Annotated in this window: 16 protein-coding genes and 2 pseudogenes; 6 read left to right on the top strand and 12 right to left on the bottom strand. The window is 43.4% G+C overall.

Annotated elements, in window-relative coordinates; all coding sequences use genetic code 11:
- The first annotated feature begins 102 nt into the window (after positions 1-102).
- Positions 103-2,439: an IMS domain-containing protein gene (locus HXY43_RS16390; RefSeq protein ID WP_290884731.1), complete on the top strand. Its 2,337-nt coding sequence runs from the start codon at positions 103-105 to the stop codon at positions 2,437-2,439.
- Between the two features lie 376 nt (positions 2,440-2,815).
- Here HXY43_RS16390 and HXY43_RS16385 read toward each other — a convergent pair whose 3' ends face one another.
- The 4 genes from HXY43_RS16385 to HXY43_RS16370 all read right to left on the bottom strand — a co-directional run bounded on the left by HXY43_RS16385 (position 2,816) and on the right by HXY43_RS16370 (position 6,129).
- A complete protein-coding gene (locus HXY43_RS16385) occupies positions 2,816-3,496 on the bottom strand; it encodes a PAS domain-containing protein (RefSeq protein WP_290884728.1) in 681 nt (226 codons plus the stop codon).
- A complete protein-coding gene (locus HXY43_RS16380; RefSeq protein WP_290884725.1) occupies positions 3,447-3,899 on the bottom strand; it encodes a ribbon-helix-helix domain-containing protein in 453 nt (150 codons plus the stop codon). The genes HXY43_RS16385 and HXY43_RS16380 overlap by 50 nt, the downstream gene beginning before the upstream one ends.
- 467 nt (positions 3,900-4,366) lie before the next feature.
- Positions 4,367-5,668, bottom strand: coding sequence for a recombinase family protein (locus HXY43_RS16375; protein ID WP_290884723.1), 1,302 nt, complete (start codon positions 5,666-5,668; stop codon positions 4,367-4,369).
- A 101-nt stretch (positions 5,669-5,769) separates the two neighbouring features.
- Entirely contained in the window at positions 5,770-6,129 is a 360-nt protein-coding gene (locus HXY43_RS16370; RefSeq protein ID WP_026732154.1) for a VOC family protein, read from the bottom strand.
- Between the two features lie 191 nt (positions 6,130-6,320).
- Between HXY43_RS16370 and HXY43_RS16365 the strand changes: the two genes are divergently transcribed.
- The 4 genes from HXY43_RS16365 to HXY43_RS16350 all read left to right on the top strand — a co-directional run bounded on the left by HXY43_RS16365 (position 6,321) and on the right by HXY43_RS16350 (position 10,440).
- On the top strand, positions 6,321-7,043 hold the full coding sequence (locus HXY43_RS16365) for a TIGR04283 family arsenosugar biosynthesis glycosyltransferase (RefSeq protein WP_290884785.1): 723 nt from the start codon (positions 6,321-6,323) through the stop codon (positions 7,041-7,043).
- Between the two features lie 134 nt (positions 7,044-7,177).
- Positions 7,178-7,903, top strand: coding sequence for a TVP38/TMEM64 family protein (locus HXY43_RS16360; RefSeq protein ID WP_290884720.1), 726 nt, complete (start codon positions 7,178-7,180; stop codon positions 7,901-7,903).
- Between the two features lie 157 nt (positions 7,904-8,060).
- On the top strand, positions 8,061-8,819 hold the full coding sequence (locus HXY43_RS16355) for a TVP38/TMEM64 family protein (protein ID WP_290884717.1): 759 nt from the start codon (positions 8,061-8,063) through the stop codon (positions 8,817-8,819).
- Positions 8,820-8,892: 73 nt separating this feature from the next.
- The gene (locus HXY43_RS16350; RefSeq protein WP_290884714.1) at positions 8,893-10,440 is read left to right on the top strand and encodes a mercuric reductase; all 1,548 of its coding nucleotides are present in this window, start codon (positions 8,893-8,895) and stop codon (positions 10,438-10,440) included.
- A gap of 203 nt (positions 10,441-10,643) precedes the next feature.
- Here the strand turns inward: HXY43_RS16350 and HXY43_RS26965 are convergent.
- The 8 genes and pseudogenes from HXY43_RS26965 to HXY43_RS16310 all read right to left on the bottom strand — a co-directional run.
- Positions 10,644-10,886 (bottom strand): annotated as a pseudogene (locus HXY43_RS26965) (Uma2 family endonuclease); the annotation flags it as partial.
- A 405-nt stretch (positions 10,887-11,291) separates the two neighbouring features.
- Positions 11,292-11,444, bottom strand: coding sequence for a hypothetical protein (locus HXY43_RS16340; RefSeq protein ID WP_290884708.1), 153 nt, complete (start codon positions 11,442-11,444; stop codon positions 11,292-11,294).
- A gap of 178 nt (positions 11,445-11,622) precedes the next feature.
- Positions 11,623-12,912, bottom strand: coding sequence for a Glu/Leu/Phe/Val dehydrogenase (locus HXY43_RS16335; protein ID WP_290884705.1), 1,290 nt, complete (start codon positions 12,910-12,912; stop codon positions 11,623-11,625).
- 477 nt (positions 12,913-13,389) lie between these two features.
- On the bottom strand, positions 13,390-14,901 hold the full coding sequence (locus HXY43_RS16330) for a carotenoid oxygenase family protein (RefSeq protein WP_290884702.1): 1,512 nt from the start codon (positions 14,899-14,901) through the stop codon (positions 13,390-13,392).
- A gap of 120 nt (positions 14,902-15,021) precedes the next feature.
- Complete coding sequence (locus tag HXY43_RS16325) at positions 15,022-16,464, bottom strand: folate/biopterin family MFS transporter (protein ID WP_026732140.1); 1,443 nt, start codon at positions 16,462-16,464, stop codon at positions 15,022-15,024.
- A gap of 222 nt (positions 16,465-16,686) precedes the next feature.
- Positions 16,687-17,928 carry a beta-ketoacyl-ACP synthase gene (locus tag HXY43_RS16320; RefSeq protein ID WP_290884698.1) on the bottom strand — a complete coding sequence of 414 codons (1,242 nt, stop codon included), beginning with the start codon at positions 17,926-17,928 and terminating at the stop codon, positions 16,687-16,689.
- Between the two features lie 157 nt (positions 17,929-18,085).
- The gene (locus HXY43_RS16315; protein WP_290884695.1) at positions 18,086-18,901 is read right to left on the bottom strand and encodes a peptidylprolyl isomerase; all 816 of its coding nucleotides are present in this window, start codon (positions 18,899-18,901) and stop codon (positions 18,086-18,088) included.
- A 273-nt stretch (positions 18,902-19,174) separates the two neighbouring features.
- The gene (locus HXY43_RS16310; RefSeq protein WP_290884692.1) at positions 19,175-19,744 is read right to left on the bottom strand and encodes a photosystem I assembly protein Ycf4; all 570 of its coding nucleotides are present in this window, start codon (positions 19,742-19,744) and stop codon (positions 19,175-19,177) included.
- 390 nt (positions 19,745-20,134) lie between these two features.
- On the opposite strand from HXY43_RS16310, the pseudogene HXY43_RS16305 reads away from it, so the two are divergent.
- A pseudogene (locus tag HXY43_RS16305) lies at positions 20,135-20,286 on the top strand (photosystem II D2 protein (photosystem q(a) protein)); the annotation flags it as partial.

Here is a 20,286-nt window from a genome sequence, read left to right as displayed (position 1 = left end):
CACTTGTTGTGTGAAAACAACGAGTTATTATTATGGCACGCTTTTACACTCCTGGGATGTTCTAGGAGAATTATATCTACCACGCTGCAGGGGAAGTAGGCTGTGCGAATTCCGCTAGATTACTACCGAATTTTAGGACTACCTTTGGCGGCAAGTGAGGAACAATTGCGGCAGGCACATGGCGACCGCCGACAGCAACTGCCGCGACGCGAGTATTCCCAGGCAGCGATTAATTCTCGCAAACAACTTATTGAAGAAGCTTACGTGGTTTTATCAGATCCGAAAGAACGCAGAGCCTACGATCAACTATATTTAGCTCATGCCTATGGTTCAGAGGGCAATCGCAATGCTGCCGTAGCGCTAGAAAATCGTACTGGCGATCGCTATGATGTTCTTGAATCCCACAGCCTCAGCATTGACATTAACCAAGACGAATTAGTTGGTGCTTTGCTGATTTTGCAAGAGTTAGGAGAGTACGAACTAGTACTGAAATTAGGTCATCCATACCTGGTGAATAACAGTTCTACAGCCGTCAAAGCAGGCAACTTTCTAGAAAGAGACGAATTTGGTGAACTAGCTCCGGAAAAGGCAGATATTGTTCTCACTGTTGCTCTTGCCTGTTTAGAATTGGGTCGGGAAGAATGGCAACAAGGTCACTACGACAATGCCGCCGCATCCCTGGAAACAGGTGATGGACTTTTAGCAAAGCATAGTTTATTCCCGCACATTCGGGCTGAAATTCAGTCAGACCTTTGTAGACTGCGGCCATATCGAATTTTAGAGTTACTTGCACTACCAGAAGAAAAAGCTGCCGAACGCCGCCAAGGTTTGCAATTATTACAAGAGGTTTTAGACGAGCGCGGTGGCATTGATGGTACTGGAGACGATCAATCTGGTCTAAACATAGATGACTTTCTGCGCTTTATTCAGCAGTTGCGTAACTACTTAACAGTTGCAGAACAACATAAATTATTTGAAGCAGAAAGTCAGCGTCCTTCTGGTGTAGCCACATACTTGGCTGTTTACGCGTTAGTAGCACGGGGATTTACTCAACGTCAACCTGCTTTGATTCATCAAGCAAAACAGATGCTGATGCGTCTGAGCAAACGTCAAGATGTGCATTTAGAACAGTCGTTATGTGCTTTATTATTGGGGCAAACTGAAGAAGCTAGCCGTGCCTTAGAACTGAGTCAAGAGTATCAAGCCCTAGCTTTTATTCGGGAAAATTCTCGCAACTCTCCTGACTGGCTGCCGGGTCTGTGTTTATATGGTGAACGGTGGTTGCAAAGCGAAGTTTTTCCCAACTTCCGAGATTTAGAAAATCAGCGGGCTTCTCTGAAAGATTATTTTGCTGACCAACGGGTACAAGCTTATTTAGAGCAACTGCCTTTGTCAGCAGAAACCCCTGAAGAAGGGGCAACAATCAACCGCCAGTCATATTCCCATACACAGACAAATCCTCAGAATCGTCACAGCGATCCCAGCGTAGTTTATCGACAATTTCCTAATAACAGAGCCAATGTAGGAAAAGTTCCAGAAGCACCAAATTACAACAGACCTGAATATTCACAATACTCACCATCTCAGTTTCCGCCATCACCCCCTACTTCAACAACTGAAGATACACAAGTAGAAACGGCCGTCGCACGCTTTCCTAGCGCCGAACGTATTGGCAGAATTAATAGTCATTACGTCAGTAATCCAGCTAAAACTCCTGTACCCTCCCGACCTCAAACGCAAAGAAGGCGTAAATACTCTCCTGGTGCTAGTCATGGAGGACGTACTTGGGAACAGCGTCCAATCACTACACGTCGGCGGCGGTCTGTGACTCGCAACCTTAAAGTCAAACGGTTGTTGTGGATTGTGTTGGCTGCTGTGGCAAGTATATTAGCGTTATTGCTGATGATTTCAACCACTGTGAGATGGTTAAATAATCTATTTTCACCAGCACCAGTTTTGAAAGGTAAACCGTTGGTTGTACAACTAAACGAACCACCAGTACCTATTCCTGACCGTGACAGCCAACCACATTTTTCGGAAGGGCCTCTGACAGCAACAACGGCAGAGGAAATTGTTCAGACTTGGCTGGCAACTAAAGCAGCAGCTTTGGGGCCAAATCATGAAATCGATGATTTAGAGAATATTTTAGCGGATTCAGTCCTCGCTCAATGGCAACTCATTGCCCAAGAGGAAAAGAAAAATAATCGCTATCGCAAGTACGAGCACAGTATCAAAGTGGAAAGATTAGACGCCAATCCCACGGATAACAATACTGCTGCTGTTGAAGCTTCTGTAACTGAAGCGGCTGATTTTTACGAAAACGGTCAAATTAATCGGCAGAAGTCTTATAACGAGACAGTACGAGTTAGGTATAACTTGATTCGGCAGTATGGCGAGTGGCGTATTCGCGAAATGTCTGTAGTCAATAAAGTAAGTTAAGAGCGCCCCACAAGCGGGAAGTCAAAAGCATGCCCAAGGGGCGCAGCGAAGGGTCAAAAGTCAAAAGTCTTAAACCCCTCGTTATGCATAGAAGAAACACTTGAAACTAAAAAGCTCGATTTTATAATGGTTTTGGCGAGTGTTTATTGAGAGTTAGTAAATATTGGCTAGTAATTGGTAACTAGATGGCTTGATCTTGCTACCAAAATAATTATATTGCTTGTCTATTTTTTAGCTCTAAAGAGATCCTGTTCTTGTTTATCTGTATATAAAAAAATTAATAAACTTAACAAATATCAGTTTTTGATGGAGTGCACCCTTAAACAATTTATTCACCCGGTAGTTTTTTGTTTCTTAAAGTGGTCTAATTATCTACTCAAGCCTGAGCACAAGCCTCTGGCGGAATCGGTATAAGCTGAGGAGTTGCCAAGGTGGTTCCCTGTCTATACCAGATGCCATCAACCTCAAAACTCTCGAATTGGGTTGTGAGGATTGCCCAAGTTTGCTCGTTTAGTCCACCACGGTAAGTCATAGTGAATCGGCTCTCTTGACGTAATCTTCGTTCCAGTTCTGCCAAATCTTGAGGTAACCAAAATCGAGTCATCACCCTTTGAGTCGCAACATCAGGGGAAGTTTGTAACATATCAGACATGCGTCTGTTAATAATGATTTGCTTTTGGTTATCTTTTCGGACAATACTAACTGGACGCTCGCTTTCAGCAGCAGCAATCATTCGTCTTAACAACCCTACTGGTAATCGCAACTGACTGCAAAAGACCTCACCTTCTAGAGGTAAGATCCGCTCGGCAGTTTCGGCGGGTGTAGGCGGTCTTTGGGATGCCATCCACCCGTAAAATTCTATGGGTCGTTTGCAGTGTCTCCAACCGATCCGCACCTTACCATTGATTTTTGCTGCGGTTTCGCTGAGAGCATCTCCATAGCTTTTGGCAAGGTGCGTAGCGTCTCTCTTGGTAGGGGCAAGGATTGAAACCCCATCGTAGGAAAATTTATAGTTCCAGCCTGGTTGGTTTAGGACTTTCAGAACACTCGTGCTCATCTTTCACACCACTAAAATCATTACTTAGGGAACTAAAAGTTCGTTGCCAAATCATTTTTTGTTCTTCCTCGGGGATACCCAAAGTAGATGCAATGATGGCAAAGTCTCCTGGTGTGGGCAGAACTTCCCCTTTGGCGAGCACTTGCAAGTTTTTTAAGCCGCAGCGCTTCAGTTTTGTCATGTTGGCTCGAACTACATCGGCAATTGTGATCGGACGATTTGCCTGTCCGGATTTGGAAGAGTTGGACGCTTTTTGGGCTAGCCATTCACGGAGCATCTCTTCTAATGCGTCGCTTTGGGATACTCCCTCACGAGCACAGAAGCTTTTGAAGTCCCGTGCCAACTCTACCGGAACGTAACCACTGACCTGCTTGTAATCTTCAGAACGTCTTCTGTCGGTCATGATGTGGACTTATCAAGATCATACTAGTCTTCCTCTTGTTACATGATATCCAAATTGTTTGACATGATTTTTTGTCAATTTTAAATGAATGATTGACATGAAAAAATGACAAGAGCTAGTATGGGTATGTAAAGGTGAAAAGTCAATGACATACGACAGTAAGTCATAAAGTGCGGTAAGTCAATGACATACCGCAACAAGCTAAAAAAAGTAGATGCCCCTGATACCTAGTTTGCTACCCTGATAACTACCTTGCGGGTGAAAATAAGGGGCTTTTTCCCCTACTTGGCTTATTATAGGGTACTTAAGTATACGTTTTTGCAAACGTTCATAGATTTTGCTACAAATTTTTCACGTTTACCATAGAGAAAACTAAAGAAAGACTTAGCAAAGGAGTTTTGCTCAAGCGTTTTACCTTTGTTGTATTAAATAATTCGCAACTACTTTGGATTACTAACGACCAAAACTCAAAAAATAAAAATAACTCGTAATTCCCATTCTTGGTCTTGACGAATAAGTTCTATTTGGCGAATGAATTCGCGAAAATAAAATCGTCGCTCTGCTTCTGATAAGTCTAACCAAAATTGGGGAATAGAAACTGCAACGGCAACAGAACACAAATTTACAGGTGGTAAGGTTGCCAGATTTGCTTGCAGTACAGATATTTCGGTGCGGAGTTTGTATGCTCTTAGTTTAGCTGTCTCTGTATCTAAAATCCCAGTTTCTATTAAAGTTGGTAACTGATTGAGTATTTCTTGCTGACGAGCGATCGCATTGTCTAAATTATTCTTTATCCCATCCAACTGGGGAGAATTCATCTTTGCCACCGCGATTGGCAAGTCGCGACAAACTGCTTGAATAGTGCTATCTAATACTTCTTGGTAGGAAATGGCACGACATTTAGGACGTTTGGTGCAGCTGATAGGACGCAAATAAAGATACTCTTTATCTTGGTTGCGGATGGTGACGCGAGCAATACTCATGTGTGATTGACACTCCCCACAGACAACCAACCCCGCCAGAGAACGCGGCGCACTCGCAGTTCGCGATGGTAAACGACTGTTGCGGCGCAAGAGTCGATCAACCTGTGCTGCTTCTTCCTTTGAAATAACAGGAGTGTGGGTATCGGAGATAATTTCCCCATTCTGATAAGCAGTACTACCTCGATAGACTGGATTAGTCAACCAACGACGCCCGGTGGTGACAGAAATTTTCTTGCCGTATTTTTTCGCGAGGTAACGCACTGCCCCGCGTAGTGAACCATAAAGCAGAAAGTGTTCAAAAAAATCCTTGACTACAGGGGAGGTAGTACGGTCTAAAATGTATTTATTTTTACTTTTTTTATAGCCGTAAGGTGCTTTCCCTGGTGGGGGACAAGCATTCAAACGGTTGCGGGCGTGAGCTTGGCGGATACGATGGCTGTGTTGCTGGCGTTGAATTTCATGTAGCAATTTTAGTAACTCAGCACGGGGATTAGGGAATTGATCGGCAGAATTGTAACCTTGCTCAACTGCAACCAGGGTGATCCCCATTGTTTCGAGTTGGGAAAGGCGATCGCTCACTTCCTCAACAGTATCTCCCAATTCTTCCAAACGGCGAACGATCAGATAATCGGGAGGATTAGTTTTGCAGTCAGTGAATAATAGTTGTAATTGCGATCGCTGTCCTAAATCTTGATAAACTCGATCCACCTGCCATTCTCCCCAACTAGTGGACGCGGGAGTAGTTTCTAAGAGGGGATCGGTGTAGGTGTAAGCAAATATTTTCATCAGTTAGTCATTAGTCATTAGTCAAGAGTCAAAAAAAGTTAGTGGTTAGTAGTTAGTAGTAGTTATTTCTCCCTCTCTCCCCCTCTCCCACTCCTCCACCTTCACTGCTGACCTAACTCAATCACATTTCCATCCGGATCTTGGGTAAAAAGAGCGGAGCGACCAGAAGCACTTGGTTGTATTGGACAGTTATAATTTAAGAGCTGCTGTTTAGCGGCATCTAAGTCGGAAACTAAAAAAGCAATGTGGGGATTGCGTCCCCATTTTTCATGTTTGGGTTCAGTTGGGACGGTTGGCGCAACGATGAGGTGGATTTGATACTCGCCGACTTGATACCAAGCACCAGGAAATTTCATTGGGCGTTCGACTTTGGGTAGTCCCAATACAGTGCTATAAAAATGTTCGGAACGTTCTAAGTCAGTAACGAGAATGGCTGTGTGAAGACACTGAGTAATCTGCATAGTTGCGCAATCACGATTGGGTTTAATTAGATTGTGACTTAGTTTGAACGGCTCCTAGTGTAGAGGAAAACAGGTCAAAATTCGAGTGTGATTTCCAAAGTGAGTTGATAATTGCGCTACGCCTCCTCAAATTCCCGCAATTTTTGGTGTTACTTTATGGAGAAAGTACTCAGGTAGGAGCAACACAAAAGTTGTCAGAACGTGAAAATCTTTGTATTAATATTCCCAGACTTTCTATTATCATCCCTACACTCAACGAGGCGGAGAATATCAAAGCTGCATTAGCTAGTACTCAACCCAGTACAAATGTTGAAGTAATTGTGGTGGATGGCGGTTCAAAAGATAAAACGGTAGAAATCGCTAAGTCTGTTGGTGTCACAGTCATCTCATCTATAGCCGGACGTGCTAACCAAATGAATGTAGGTGCTGTAGCTGCAAGCGGTGATATTTTGCTATTCCTTCATGCTGATACCCGTTTACCTATTGGTTTTGATGTTATGGTTCGCACAGCATTAGCACAGCCTGGGATTGTAGCTGGTGCGTTTGCTTTGCGAATCGATGCAGAAATGGGGAGTTTGCGGCTGGTGGAATGGGGTGTGAATGTGCGATCGCGTTTTTTACAAATGCCCTACGGCGATCAAGCAATTTTTTTAACTAGACAGATATTTAACGAAATCGGTGGCTTTCCTGAATTACCTATTATGGAAGACTTTGAACTGATGCAGCGTTTAAAAAGTCTAGGGAAAATTGCGTTTATTCCAGTGCCAGTTATTACATCAGCACGCCGCTGGCTGCAAAAAGGAATTTGGCAAACAACGCTGCTGAATCAAATAATCATTATTGCTTATTACCTGGGTGTCTCCCCCATGCGAATTTGGAGTTGGTATCGTCGGGAAAAACTTAGGAGACTTTAAGCTGTTTCTCATTTAGCTTAAGTATTTTGTTAGTTGTTGGTAGTTGATGGTTGGTGGTTAGTAGTTAGTAGTTAGTGGTTGGTCGTCTCCCACTCCCCCCAACTCCCCATCTCCCTGAGTTCCTATAAACTCCCATGCACCAAAAACACAAACGCTTTCTCAAACCCAAACTCAAACTGATACTGTTATTTTGTCTAGTTACTACCCTGCTCATTGCTGCCAAATCCTTGAATCTTCAAGAATTTTTGCAGTCATCTATTACCTGGATTCAAAGCCTTGGTTCATTTGGTGCGATAGCGTTTATTCTTATCTATAACTTGGCTACATTACTATTTATACCTGGTTCTCTACTGACACTGAAAGGTGGTTGTTTATTTGGCTTCTTTTGGGGGTCTGTTTATGTATTAATCGCAGCAATTTTGGGAGCAACTGTTGCATTTTTAATCGGACGTTATTTATCACGAGATTGGGTTTGCCGACAGTTAGAAAAACATCCTAAATTTAAAGCGATTGATCGAGCAGTTGGTAAAGAAGGATTCAAAATAGTCCTATTGACTCGCTTGTCTCCTCTCTTTCCATTTAACTTGTTAAATTATGCTTTCGGAATTACCCAGGTTTCGCTAAAAGACTATATCTTGGGTTCTATTGGCATGGTTCCAGGTACTGTGATGTACGTTTATATTGGTTCTCTTGCTGGCAACCTAGCAATGATTGGCACTCCCACTCAGCCAACTACTCCAGCAACTCAAATAGGGCAATGGGTGATGCAAGGAATTGGATTTATTGCTACTGTGGCGGTGAGTGTTTACGTAACAAGAGTAGCTCAAAAATCTCTCAAAGAAAGCGTGGAAAATAACTAGAAAATAGGAATTAAATAAGATAAAAATCATCAAAATTAAACTAGATAAAATTGCAAACAAAAAATCAACCATCTCTGTAAATTTGTGGTTGCTCAAATTATAGAATTTGAGTACTAAAAGTAAATTATCAAGTAGATTGTACTCGTAATTAACAGTCATGAAAAATAAACTTATATCTACTCAAAAATTGCAGAAAATTTTCAAATTAGGTGTCTTAACTTTATTTGCATTTAGTATTGCTTTTTGGTCAAATGCAGACCCTGCATTAGCACAAGAATCTGTGAATACGCAAGGATTCAATCCTCAAGAATGGTTGCGAAATGCCTTGCAGTGGATTGACAGCCTGGGTACATTCGGGGCGATCGCATTTATTGCCCTCTATATCATCGCTACCGTCGCTTTTTTGCCAGGTTCCATCCTCACCTTAGGTGCTGGCGTTGTCTTTGGTGTAGTTTGGGGTTCTCTCTACGTCTTCATCGGTGCAACCTTGGGGGCGATCGCCGCTTTCCTTGTCGGACGTTATTTAGCAAGGGGATGGGTAGCCAAGAAAATTGCAGATAACAAAAAATTTGCTGCAATTGACCGCGCAGTTGGTAGAGAAGGACTAAAAATTGTTCTGTTAACCCGTCTTTCCCCCATATTTCCTTTCAATTTATTAAACTACGCCTTTGGCATTACCGATGTTTCGCTCAAAGACTACTTCATCGGTTCTGTCGGTATGATCCCTGGAACAATCATGTACGTTTACATCGGTTCCTTGGCTGGAAATCTTGCCATGATTGGCACACAAACTCAACCTACCAACCCCACCGTTCAATGGGCAATTCGGATTATTGGTTTTATTGCTACAGTCGCCGTGACACTTTATGTCACACGTATTGCCCGCAAAGCTTTAGAACAAGAGGTTAATGGTTAGTGGTTAATAGTAAACAACCAACTACTACCTACTAACTACTAACTACTAACTACTAACAATTAGGGAGTTACCAATGTCCAATTCTGAATTCCAAAAAGTTATAGTTAGCCCAATTGATGAGTATAACCAGACATTGGTTTCTTACGTGCATCCACCAGACTGGGTTAACCCTAAACCTGCCCATTGTTACGACTTAGTTGTGATTGGTGCAGGTACAGCGGGATTGGTAGTGGCGGCGGGTGCAGCGGGTCTGGGTTTAGGTTTGAAGGTGGCATTAATTGAAAAGCATCTGATGGGTGGAGATTGCTTGAATGTTGGTTGTGTGCCATCAAAGTGCGTGATCCGGTCTTCGCGCGTAGTGGGTGAAATGTGGAATGCCAAAGACTTCGGAGTTCACGTTCCCCAAAATATTGAAGTAGATTTTCCCGCAGTTATGGCAAGGATGCGACGGCTTCGGGCTGGTATTAGCCATCACGACTCAGCCAAACGCTTTCAAAAGTTGGGAGTCGATGTTTTTTTGGGTAGCGCTAATTTTGCAAGTAACAATATTGTAGTAGTTGGTGACAAGACCCTACGCTTTAAAAAAGCTGTAATTGCCACTGGTGCAAGGGCTGCACGCCTCTCCATACCAGGAATTGAAGAAGCTGGTTATCTGACTAACGAGACAGTTTTTTCCCTCACGCAACGACCACAACGTTTGGCGGTGATTGGTGGTGGCCCGATCGGTTGCGAATTAGCACAAGCATTCCGACGTTTGGGTTGTGAGGTAGTACTTTTCCATCGCGGTTCTCACATCCTCAATAAAGAGGATGCTGATGCTGCTGAAATTATTCAAAATGTTTTTATTAAAGAAGGAATTCGTTTAGTATTGGGCTGTCAGATGCAGCGGGTGGAAAATAATATCAAAGGCAAGACGCTTTACTTTAGCTGCAATGGTCAAGAAGATTCAGTCACAGTAGATGAAATTTTAGCTGGTGCGGGAAGGGTTCCAAATGTCGAAGGCTTGAATTTAGAAGCTGTGGGAGTAGAGTACGACCAGCAGCAGGGTGTCAGGGTAAATGATTACTTGCAAACCACCAATCCCAAGATTTATGCAGCAGGTGATATCTGCATGAACTGGAAGTTTACCCATGCTGCTGATGCAGCGGCGCGGATTGTCATTAAGAATACGCTGTTTTCACCCTTTGGTTTGGGACGTTATAAACTTAGTAGTCTGATCATGCCTTGGGTGACGTATACTGACCCAGAAATTGCTCATGTGGGAATGTACGATCGCGAAGCCCAGCAAAAAGGCATTGATTTTAATACGATCAAGATACCTTTTAGTAGTGTAGATAGAGCGATCGCCGATGGTGAAGAGGAAGGCTTTGTCAAAATCCTCCACAAAAAAGGATCTGATGAAATTCTCGGTGCAACTATCGTTGCTAGTCATTCGGGTGAAATGATTTCAGAAGTCACCACAGCAATAGTTAATAAAATTGGTTTGAGCAAGCTGAGTAGCGTCATTCATCCTTATCCGACGCAAGCGGAAGGTATTAAAAAGGCGGCGGATGCCTATCGGCGGACATTGTTGACACCGAATACCAAGCGCTTCTTGGGATTGCTGACAAAATTGTCTTGAGTCAAATGATTTTTACCTTTATGTCTTAGTACAACATTGCATAAGTTGATAGCGAAATTTTTGCACCAAGACTCTGCGCCCCTCTGCGCTTACTCTGCGCCCCTCTGCGTTTCAAATTGCTACTCTTTTACGCAAATCGGAACTTCAACTTTAATTTTGTACAATTCCAAGGGCTGCGATCGCACCTCAATGTCCTAATACACTCAGCGAGGCAGAATATCATCTAAGCGAAGTTGAAGACGGGGCAAAAGCGGTGAGTTAATTGATTGATTTAATCGATATTGTTGTTGAATATAGGTGTCTTCAACGAGTTGACAGACGGTAAAGGTTGGTTGTTTGGGTTTACCAATAAATGCTACACCGCCCAATCCTCGATAATCCACAATCCAATATTCAGGAATGCCTAAAAGCGCATATTCTTCAACCTTCCGAGCATAGTCAGTTTCCCCCAGTGCCCCCAATGTCAAGAGCGTTGCTTTAAGCGCTGCTTTTAAACCTGTAACACCCCTGATATTCATACCCTCGTAAAGGCGATCGCACCCTTGATGTTCATACTTTTGTAAAGGCGATCGCACTTGTGATGATGAGGTTGATGTGGGCGATCGCACTCTGAGCAATTGTGTCAAATAAGCGATCGCATTTCTCAAATGGGTTAATGAGGTGCGTAGGCGTAGCCCGTCGTAGACATCGCCTCCGGAAACTGCGCTTGGCGCGATCGCACTTCGTTGCACACTCTTTGCTGACACAAGTATTCCACTAAATTCTTAACTGATACCTTAACTGATATATCTGGTCTGGTGCAAATAGGGGAAACGTTGCAGACTGGAATTAGTTTTGAATCAGGGGAGCAATTACAGTAGTGCGATCGCACTTTTGATGATGGGGTTGATTTGGGCGGTTGCACTACAATTTTTAGCCAAAGCTAAGTTCCCAATTTCCCAACTGCGATCGCACTGTTGGTGATGGGGTTGATGTGGGCGATCGCTGGTGCATTCGTAAACCAAAACAAAATAGTTCCCAGAATGCTGGAACTAAGTAGTACGTGATATTGCAAATGATTAAACATATGTAAAACTTAGATTGAACCTCTTGCAAAATCTACTTTTGCAAGAGGTTGAGATAAGGTTAAAGGAGTGTGGAAACCCCAAACTTTAGCAGAAATCTATTGTATTGCCTTCTAGCTCAAGGATACAAACCCCGATCGGTCAGTGCTTGGGCAACACGTCCAACTCCCAGTGTATAGGCTGCCAACCTTAAAGAAATCTGCCGTTTCCTTGAGTGTTGAATCACTTGTTTATATGCCTGCACCATCAAGTGTTCCATTTCACGGTTAACACGTTCTTCATCCCAAAATACGTAAGAAAGACCTTGCACCCATTCCAAATAACTCACCACCACACCGCCAGCGTTCGCCAAGATGTCTGGTAATACCGTTACACCCCGTGCCTCTAACGCTTGGCTTGCTATCAGAGTTACTGGGCCGTTAGCTGCCTCTGCAACTATCTTGGCTTGTACCTGATTGACATTATCTTCTGAGATCTGGTTTTCTAAAGCTGCGGGAATCAACACATCACAAGGTAAAGTTAATAACTCAGCATTGCTAATTGGTACTGCATCAGGGAAACCAACAACACTTCTGCGGTTCTGAGCAGCATAGACTTGCAAAGCTGGGATATCAAGACCAGCTTCAGAATAAACTCCTCCAGCTCCAGTCGAAACAGCTATCACCTTAGCTCCTGCTTGGTGAAACAATAAAGCCGCTGCTCCGCCCACATTCCCGAAACCTTGGATAGCTACTCGCGTTCCCGCTAAGGACTTACCCTCATCTGCCAGCGCCTCTCTGACAACGATCATCACGCCGCGTCCGGTTGCCATTTCCCGTCCTCGGGAGCCACCGATAGAAAGTGGCTTACCAGTTACAACTCCTGGTACGGCATGACCGACATTTACAGAATAGGTGTCCATCATCCAAGCCATTTCACGGGCAGAAGTGCCCATATCTGGTGCTGGGATGTCTATGCTTGGACCAATATCTTTGATTAACTCGCTGGTGTAACGACGGGTGATCCTTTCTAGTTCACCCACACTGTAATGTTTTGGATCTATAGCAATACCTCCCTTTGCACCACCGTAGGGAATACCTAACAACGCACATTTCCAGGTCATCAGCATTGCTAGCGCTGATACCTCTCGCAACGTCACAGCCGGATGGTAACGAGTACCACCTTTGTAGGGACCCAAAACATCGCAATGTTGCACCCGATGTCCTGCTAAAATTTGTATTTCACCATTATCCCTTTTCACGGGAATGGATACCGTGACGACTTTGCGGGGATGGCTGAGTACCTCCAAAATACCTTGATCCAGCTTTAACTCTCGCGCTGCTGCTTCAAGGTAGCTACAGGCCTGATCGAATGGGCAAATATACGCAGGAGAAGGAGCCTCCAGCGGCTGTAGGGATGTTGTAATCATAAAGTTTTCTCCCAATCGCGGCATCTCTGCGAACCGGATTATATATGCCTAGAATAGCCTTTTTTTTTGGGAAAAAACAAATTTTGTAACTTATGTTACAAAAATATTAGATGTAACTTTTTTTGCTAGCCTTAAAGATAGTAATATAGGAAAACCAGAGATACACACAGATGAACACAGATAAAAAAGATACTTAATTATCTGTGTTCATTTCCTATGGTGAATTGCTCTTAAAAAATAAGTCAGCTGTGCTGTAGATACTAATCAGAGCAAATTCCCGCAGCATAGGGTTAAAAATTTTTATGAACTGAGGCAGTGCTCTTTCGTTACGATCGCCTGTGTTGAAAATAAGTTAATTATACAGAGAAGCCACTCGTGTAGACGAGAACAGCAGGTTTGTGGACACGTAGCAGCTTCTAGTAGAGTATCATTTTGCCACAAGGTAGCGATCGCGCACAGAGTAGTCTAATTTCCAAACTATGCTAAAAACACCTCAGAGGTAAAATTCCCATGCAAGCCATAGGGAATGTGATGTTTGAGATGCAGTCGCGCTATTGGTCCTTGATTAAAATTGCGCGCGTCCAAAATGACCACATCTGAGCGATCGCAAGCAGCATCGTAAACCAAAGCCAGCACCCAACCATCATCTTCATTTTGAGAATTAGGATGGGGTACAAACACTGGTTCGCTGGCATAACCTCGGGGTGCAGCACTCCAAAGTTGCCGTTCTCCTGACTCTAAATCAATTTTTAAAAATGCTTGCAAGGGAGCATTACCGCTGGGAGCATGAGCTGCACCTATATAAAAATAACGATAAGGGCGTCCAACTTTTTGGGGATGCACGCTAGGAAATTCACAACACCGACTTTCTAGCAACTTCCGCTGCACAGTTTTTTTCTGAGGATTGAGATGAAAACGCCAGATTTGTCCAGGCTTGAGGGCTTCAAAATCAACTTGTCGGAAATCGCTTTCTGGTTCCACCTCTGGTAATGATTCGTAACAAATAGAGTCAATAATAATTTCGTTGTCTTGCTCAAAAGCATTGACATGATGGAAGACAAAACCAGAGTGAGTTTCAAGAATTTCCACATCCGTTTTTGTCCCTTTATTAAGGGGGGATCTGCGGGGAATGATAATAATCCGAGTCGGTTGATTGGGTTGAAACTTAATACATTCTCCTGCACCCCGCATTCCCAATGCAAAAGGTATGGGATTGAAAGCGACGGGATTTTGAAAGAATATACAGTAGTTGGGGGTAATCGCAAAATCGTGGATGAAAGCAAAATCGGGAACACTATGAGCGTGCTTTCTGACAACTTTACCAGTTGTATCTAGCTCAAAAATAGTAATTGTCGTAGACAGTCCCGGCTTGATAGAAAAGTTTACCAAGCAAGGTTCACCATCATCAAAGTGACTGCTGGGATCGAAGCGTGGATGTGCGCCAAAAGCTTCACCTTCTGAAAGAACACCGTTGAAGTATTCTTTGCCTAAAGTTTCCAGTGTATAAGGATCGAGGCGATGGGGTTCAGCCGCTTCCCAAAGAGCTAGCAGTTTACCACCCCAATAAATAACATTTGTATTGGCAATATTTTTGAGTTTAAAGTCAAAGGCGTTAGCCAACCAACCACCTGGTTTTTGTGTACCAAAGACACCGCGATAAAGAATTTTCCCTGCTTTTTGTTCCTGCAGATACTCAGCAGTGCGAACAAAGCGATTGCGGAAGTGAGCACGACTATTTGAGAATGTGATGCGACTAATCATTCCATCCCCATCAAATGGGTGATGAACTGGTTGTCCATTTACATCCAATAAACCAGGACCATTTCTAAACAGCGTACCGTTGAGTTCGGTTGGAATCTGCCCTTCTATGTCATCTATCCAATAATCGAACTCTTGTTTTAGAGACTTATATCCCCCTTGCCAATCATTACGGTTGTAAGATTTTGCGGAAGCTGTAAAAACTTGTTCTTGAACTTCAAAAGTCTGCATATCAAATTTGGATTTTAAATTTTGGATGAATTAGAGGTTAGTGGAGAGTGGAGAGTGGATAGTGGTTAGTGGTTAGTGGTAAAAACCAACTACTAACTACTACCTACTAACTACTAACCATTACTCAACTGCTTCCGATTCTAGTTCTCGCAGCATCAAATTAGGGATTGTATCGGGTACAAAAGATTCTTCTCGATCGTGTACTGATGCTGGTGGTAAATTCTTTGCTGTCTCGCCTTGAGAGTCAGCAGCAGGTAGCCAGTAAACAAATGGTAATGGTAACAAATTGCTGAGGTTCGTGATAATTACCAAAAGCCAGAGTTTTTCAAAGTTTATTTCGGTGATTCCCAATAAATGCATCAACCCTGCGCCTAACTCGTAGGAAACTAGTCCTGCCAAATTAGTTACTGACATCAATAGGGCAAATAATGTTGCTTCCACTCCCGATGGACATAGCCTTGCTGCTAGTACTAACACTGGCATATAGGCAATTTGTCCCATGACGGAGAGAATCAGGCTGTCGCCCAAACTAAACCAGTGGTCATCAATACCCAAAACACGATTTGTATGAGTCACTAGCAGCAACATCGTCATCCCCAAAGTTGTTGAGAAGATGGTACTCCAAGTAAAGATGACGCGGAAGGGAACAGTTTTGAGAAAGCGTTGGAAGATCCAAATTCCAACTAAGGCGGCTACACTCGTTACCAAACGCACTCGCCCTAAAAATTCTGGTTCAAAGTGTAGTTCGTTCGTAGTGAAGAAGAAAAAGGCTGGTTCAGCAGTTGGCATAGCGAGCCAAATGAAGAGAAAAGCTGTTGGTAGCCAAATTGCTTTTTGAGTAACGGCTTGGCGCAGTTGCCCGAGTTGATGGTTTACTGCTTGAAAGTTGGTGTTATGACTATCGTTAGCATCTTCGCTACTAACGGGAGATTCAGCAATTAACCAAGCTACTGCGGATACAATCAGGGGAAAAGAGGCGGTGATCCAAAATACGGTACGATTGCTGAAATGCTCTAAAAGCAAGCCGCTGAAGTAAGCGGTAATCAAACCGCCAAAGGCTGAAGCACCCCAGCATAGAGATTGCAGAGAACCTGCTTTTGCTTGAGATTCTGCTCTTGCTCGTTCGACAACCAATGAGTCAACTATGACGTCACTGACGGCAACAGATAAGGAACCAAGAGCGATCGCCGCTGTCGCCGCTGTGGGTGTGTGAACTATTGTTGCTAGAGCCACCCAAGAAATTGTTCCCGCTATCCCCGATAAAATCAGGTATGGACGCCGTCGATAGCCCAATATCGGGAAGCCATCGGACATAAAACCAAATAATGGCTTGACAATCCAAGGTAAAGCAACAATCCCCAACAGTGCTGATACCTGGGCTGGATTTAGTCCCAGTTCATCTTTGAGGAAAAAGCTGACGGCTAAACGCGCCAACCCTAAAACACCTTGGACAAAGTAAACGGTGAGAATGGCGATTAATTCGGCGGTTGGTTCGTTGCCGAAAAAAATCTTTTCTTTTACTGAGTCTTTGACCTTGGACAAGCCAGAGGAGGAAACCAGCATTGATAAACAAATTTTAAGTTTTATCGACTTTTATTATCATATCTATTTTCTCAAGATGACGTGCAAATGAAGCATTTACCTGTCAGGGGATGTTGAAATCACAGAGAGTTAAGAGAGCAAAGGTGTAAAAATTAATTAATAAATTCTTAGGGATTTTTTATTTTTTGATCCAGACTTAAGTACTTTCTAAATTCTGCTTTTTCGTCATTTAATTTTTAATTTTTAATTGCCTAAAGCGATCGCCGCATTTTGTCCCCCAAAGCCAAAGCTGAAACCCAGCACCTGCCGAATTTCGGCTTGACGTGCCTCTCTAACTAAATCCAAATCAAACTCAGGTTGCTTTAGCCCTACACATGGCGGTAATATTTGTTGCTGCAATGCCATCAAAGAAAAAGCTACTCCCAAAGCTCCTGATGCACCTAGAGTATGACCTGTAGCTCCTTTGGTAGAACTAACTGGCACACCTTGAGGAAATAAATTCTGTATCAATCGGCTCTCTATACTATCGTTCATCTGCGTAGCCGTACCATGAGCATGAATGTAATCGATATCGCTGGGTCTGAAGCTACTGCGTACCAAACATTGCTCAATCGCTGCGATCGCACTCTTGCCTTGTGGTTCTGGTGCGTTGGGATGATAGGCATCTGCCGTTAACCCAAAGCCAAGTATCTTAGCATACACCTTTGCTTGACGCTGCCTTGCCAATTCTGCTGATTCTAGAACGAATAAAGCCCCCCCTTCTCCCAAAACCAAACCTTCGCGATGCAAATCAAAAGGATATGCCCCAGTTTTTGCCAAAGCACCCATCTGCTGAAAACCAGTTATAGTCAAGGGTGTAATTGCTGCTTCCACAGCACCTGTCAGGACTCGTTGACATTGACCAGATTGGATCAACAATACCGCTTGGGCGATCGCCCAAATACCAGTAGCACATGCCGCCATTGGCGCTAAAACTACCCCAGTCGCACCAATTTGTCGTGCAGCTGCGATCGCATTCATGTGGGGCAGGGTGTCTAGCCAAGAGGAGTGGGCATTGGGCATTGGGAATTGGGCATTGGGAATTGGGAATTGGGCATTGGGAATTGGGCATTGGGAATTGGTTTTCTTACCATTGCCCATTGCCCCTTGCCCCTTGCCCCTTGCCCCTTTGCCGTCGTACATCTGCCTCGCCATCTCCTCCCACGCCGCTTGATGGCTGCGACTCGAACCGATGGAAATACCGCAGTCTTCCAAAGGAGGAATTAATCCGGCGTCTTGTAAAGCAGAAGCAACCAGCAATTGAGTTAGTGTTCTCAGCTGTGCTGGTTGCTTGCTAATTAACCCCAAAGGACGCGGTTCAAGTTCTGGAAATGGTTGATGGATTTGAATTCCAGATTTCCCTGCTAGCAATTGTTGCCAGCTATCTACTAAGTTTTTGCCTAAAGCAGAAACAAGACCAATACCAGTAACAACGACGTCTGCCAATTTTGAATCATTGTTGTTTGTTAGTAGTTAGTGGTTAGTAGTTAGTGGTTAGTAGTTAGTAGTTAGTAGTTAGTAGTTGGTAGTTAGTATTTAGTATTTAGTAGTTAGTAGTTGATTTTATACCACTATCCACTATCCACTAACCACTAACTATTCCCTATTTTCCACCATTCTTCAGGTTTTCCGCACCTTGAGTGATTTTCGCGGAATCAATGCGATCGCCTTGTTGAATTTTGTTAACTACATCCATACCTTCTTTGACATAGCCAAATACGGCATAGTTACCATCTAGAAAACCTAAGTCTGCTAAAGCAAAATAAAATTGCGAGGAAGCAGAGTCAGGCATTTGCGATCGCGCCATTGCTACTGCACCCAGCTTATGCTGCAATACAGGTGGCTGAGTCACGCCAGCCATCTCAAATGTTTTACTATAAATCGGCGTGTCCGATCCTTGTGGCTTAATTTCTAAGGGTACGTAGCGTTCACTACCTGTTTTTGGATCGATAAAACCACCTGTTCCCAAAAGTTGTGAGGGAGTTTTAGGATCTTTACTTTTAGGATCGCCGCCTTGAACTACAAATGGTTGGGGTTGACGTACTACTCGATGAAAAACTAACCCATCGTATACACCGCGTTGCACTAAATCTACAAAGTTGCCAGCGGTGATCGGGGCATTAGTGCCATCTACTTCAATGGTGATAGGTGAACCTTTAACCATCATCACCACAGTAGCTTTGCCTTCGAGTCTTGGTAAATCTTTCATTCCAGGAATAGCCTCATTTGTAGCTTCAGGTACAGAAGTCGCCTCTGTGGTTGTCTCTGTTGTTTGTGCGGTTGTCTTAGTACTTGCCTCGGTAGCTGTGGAAGTAGCGGAAGAAGAATTAGAAACTACTTCCTTTGGCGTACATCCACTTACCATCAAAACACCGACAATTACAAAAACAACTAAACGTTTAGAAATTCTTAACCGCATTATTCAGTATTGTTCAGTTATAGACTCAACCAGAGTATCTTAACTTCTGATCTGGGTATACGTAATACTTATAAACTGGCAATTACTAACTGTTTTCTTTTGTTATTTCTTTTACTTATGCTCCTAAATGCTAGAGATTAGCTATTAGCTGTCTAGATATTCGACTATCCAAAACCTCGAACTAGTACAGCATGGCGGAAATAAACCGACCATCTAAAAACAGGTCAAAGGCTAATAACGCAGGCTTTTTTGAATTCCACCCAGCGGTATTGCTTACAAACCGTCTAAAGGTACTCCTAAAAATCTTGCTAATTCAGCGCCTTGTGTTTCCAAGTCTTTTAAAGGCATGGGTTGACCCACCCTAGTTAAGGGGATGTCTCGACGCCCCTTAACACGCAAATACAAGGCACGAAGAGGATTCAGACCCTCTTTGATCTGTACTCGTACAGATTGTACGTCTTGAGTGTTGCAGTCAATTTCAATACGACGGTTCTTACCAGGAAAGCCCCAGCGAAAGATTTTAACTTTGCCAGTTTCCCGATTAAACTCGTTATATCCGCCACCGACGTCTAATAAGATAACTAGCCATAGGTAAAGAGCTAGGAGCAAGCCTGCAATACCATATAACCCCATTACTAATCCTTGGGGGACGAATATCAGTTGAGTTGGGTCGGTAACTATGAGTAAATTAACTTTGAGGTAGCTGGATATTGCAGCCAACAAAAAACCTGTTGCTCCCAAAGTTACGATACTTGCCCACCAGTAGTTACTCAACCGACGCGAACCGAGAACCTTTTGATGCAAGACGCTATCGCCTTTGTTAATGGTTGTTGATGTCGTCATGGAACTACCTTGGTGTTTGATAAATTCCCTTTAAAAGTCTGCCACTGGAGGTGGATCTATTGCAAGTTTGTTTTAAGATTTCTGAGAAAAGTTGTGTCAGATTGTAAAATTTCTGATATTGATTATATTTAATGGGTTCATGCTCAAAACTTGATTTACGTATGTAAATCAAGCACAAAGCACGACTAATATGATAAGTTAAGAAGCATTAAGGAATCACTAGCTTAATTTAAAGCTAGCGATCGCGGATAGGGCACAACCCTGAGAAAGACCGACTTAACCAGCGGTATTTTCTCATAAAATCAAATGCACTAAAGCATTTGAGAGTGTCAAAAAAACGTTAATTCCTCAAAACGTTGCAATTTTAGTAAAAAAGAGGATTTTAGTCCAATGACGATCGCACTAGGACGCACCCCCAGTAGCAGAGGGTGGTTTGACGTTCTCGACGACTGGTTGAAGCGCGATCGCTTCGTATTCGTAGGCTGGTCTGGTTTATTGCTATTCCCCTGTGCATTTTTAGCACTAGGCGGATGGCTAACCGG

Source organism: Fischerella sp., from assembly GCF_013388695.1.
GTDB lineage: Bacteria > Cyanobacteriota > Cyanobacteriia > Cyanobacteriales > Nostocaceae > PCC9605.
This window is presented reverse-complemented; position numbering and strand designations above follow the sequence as displayed.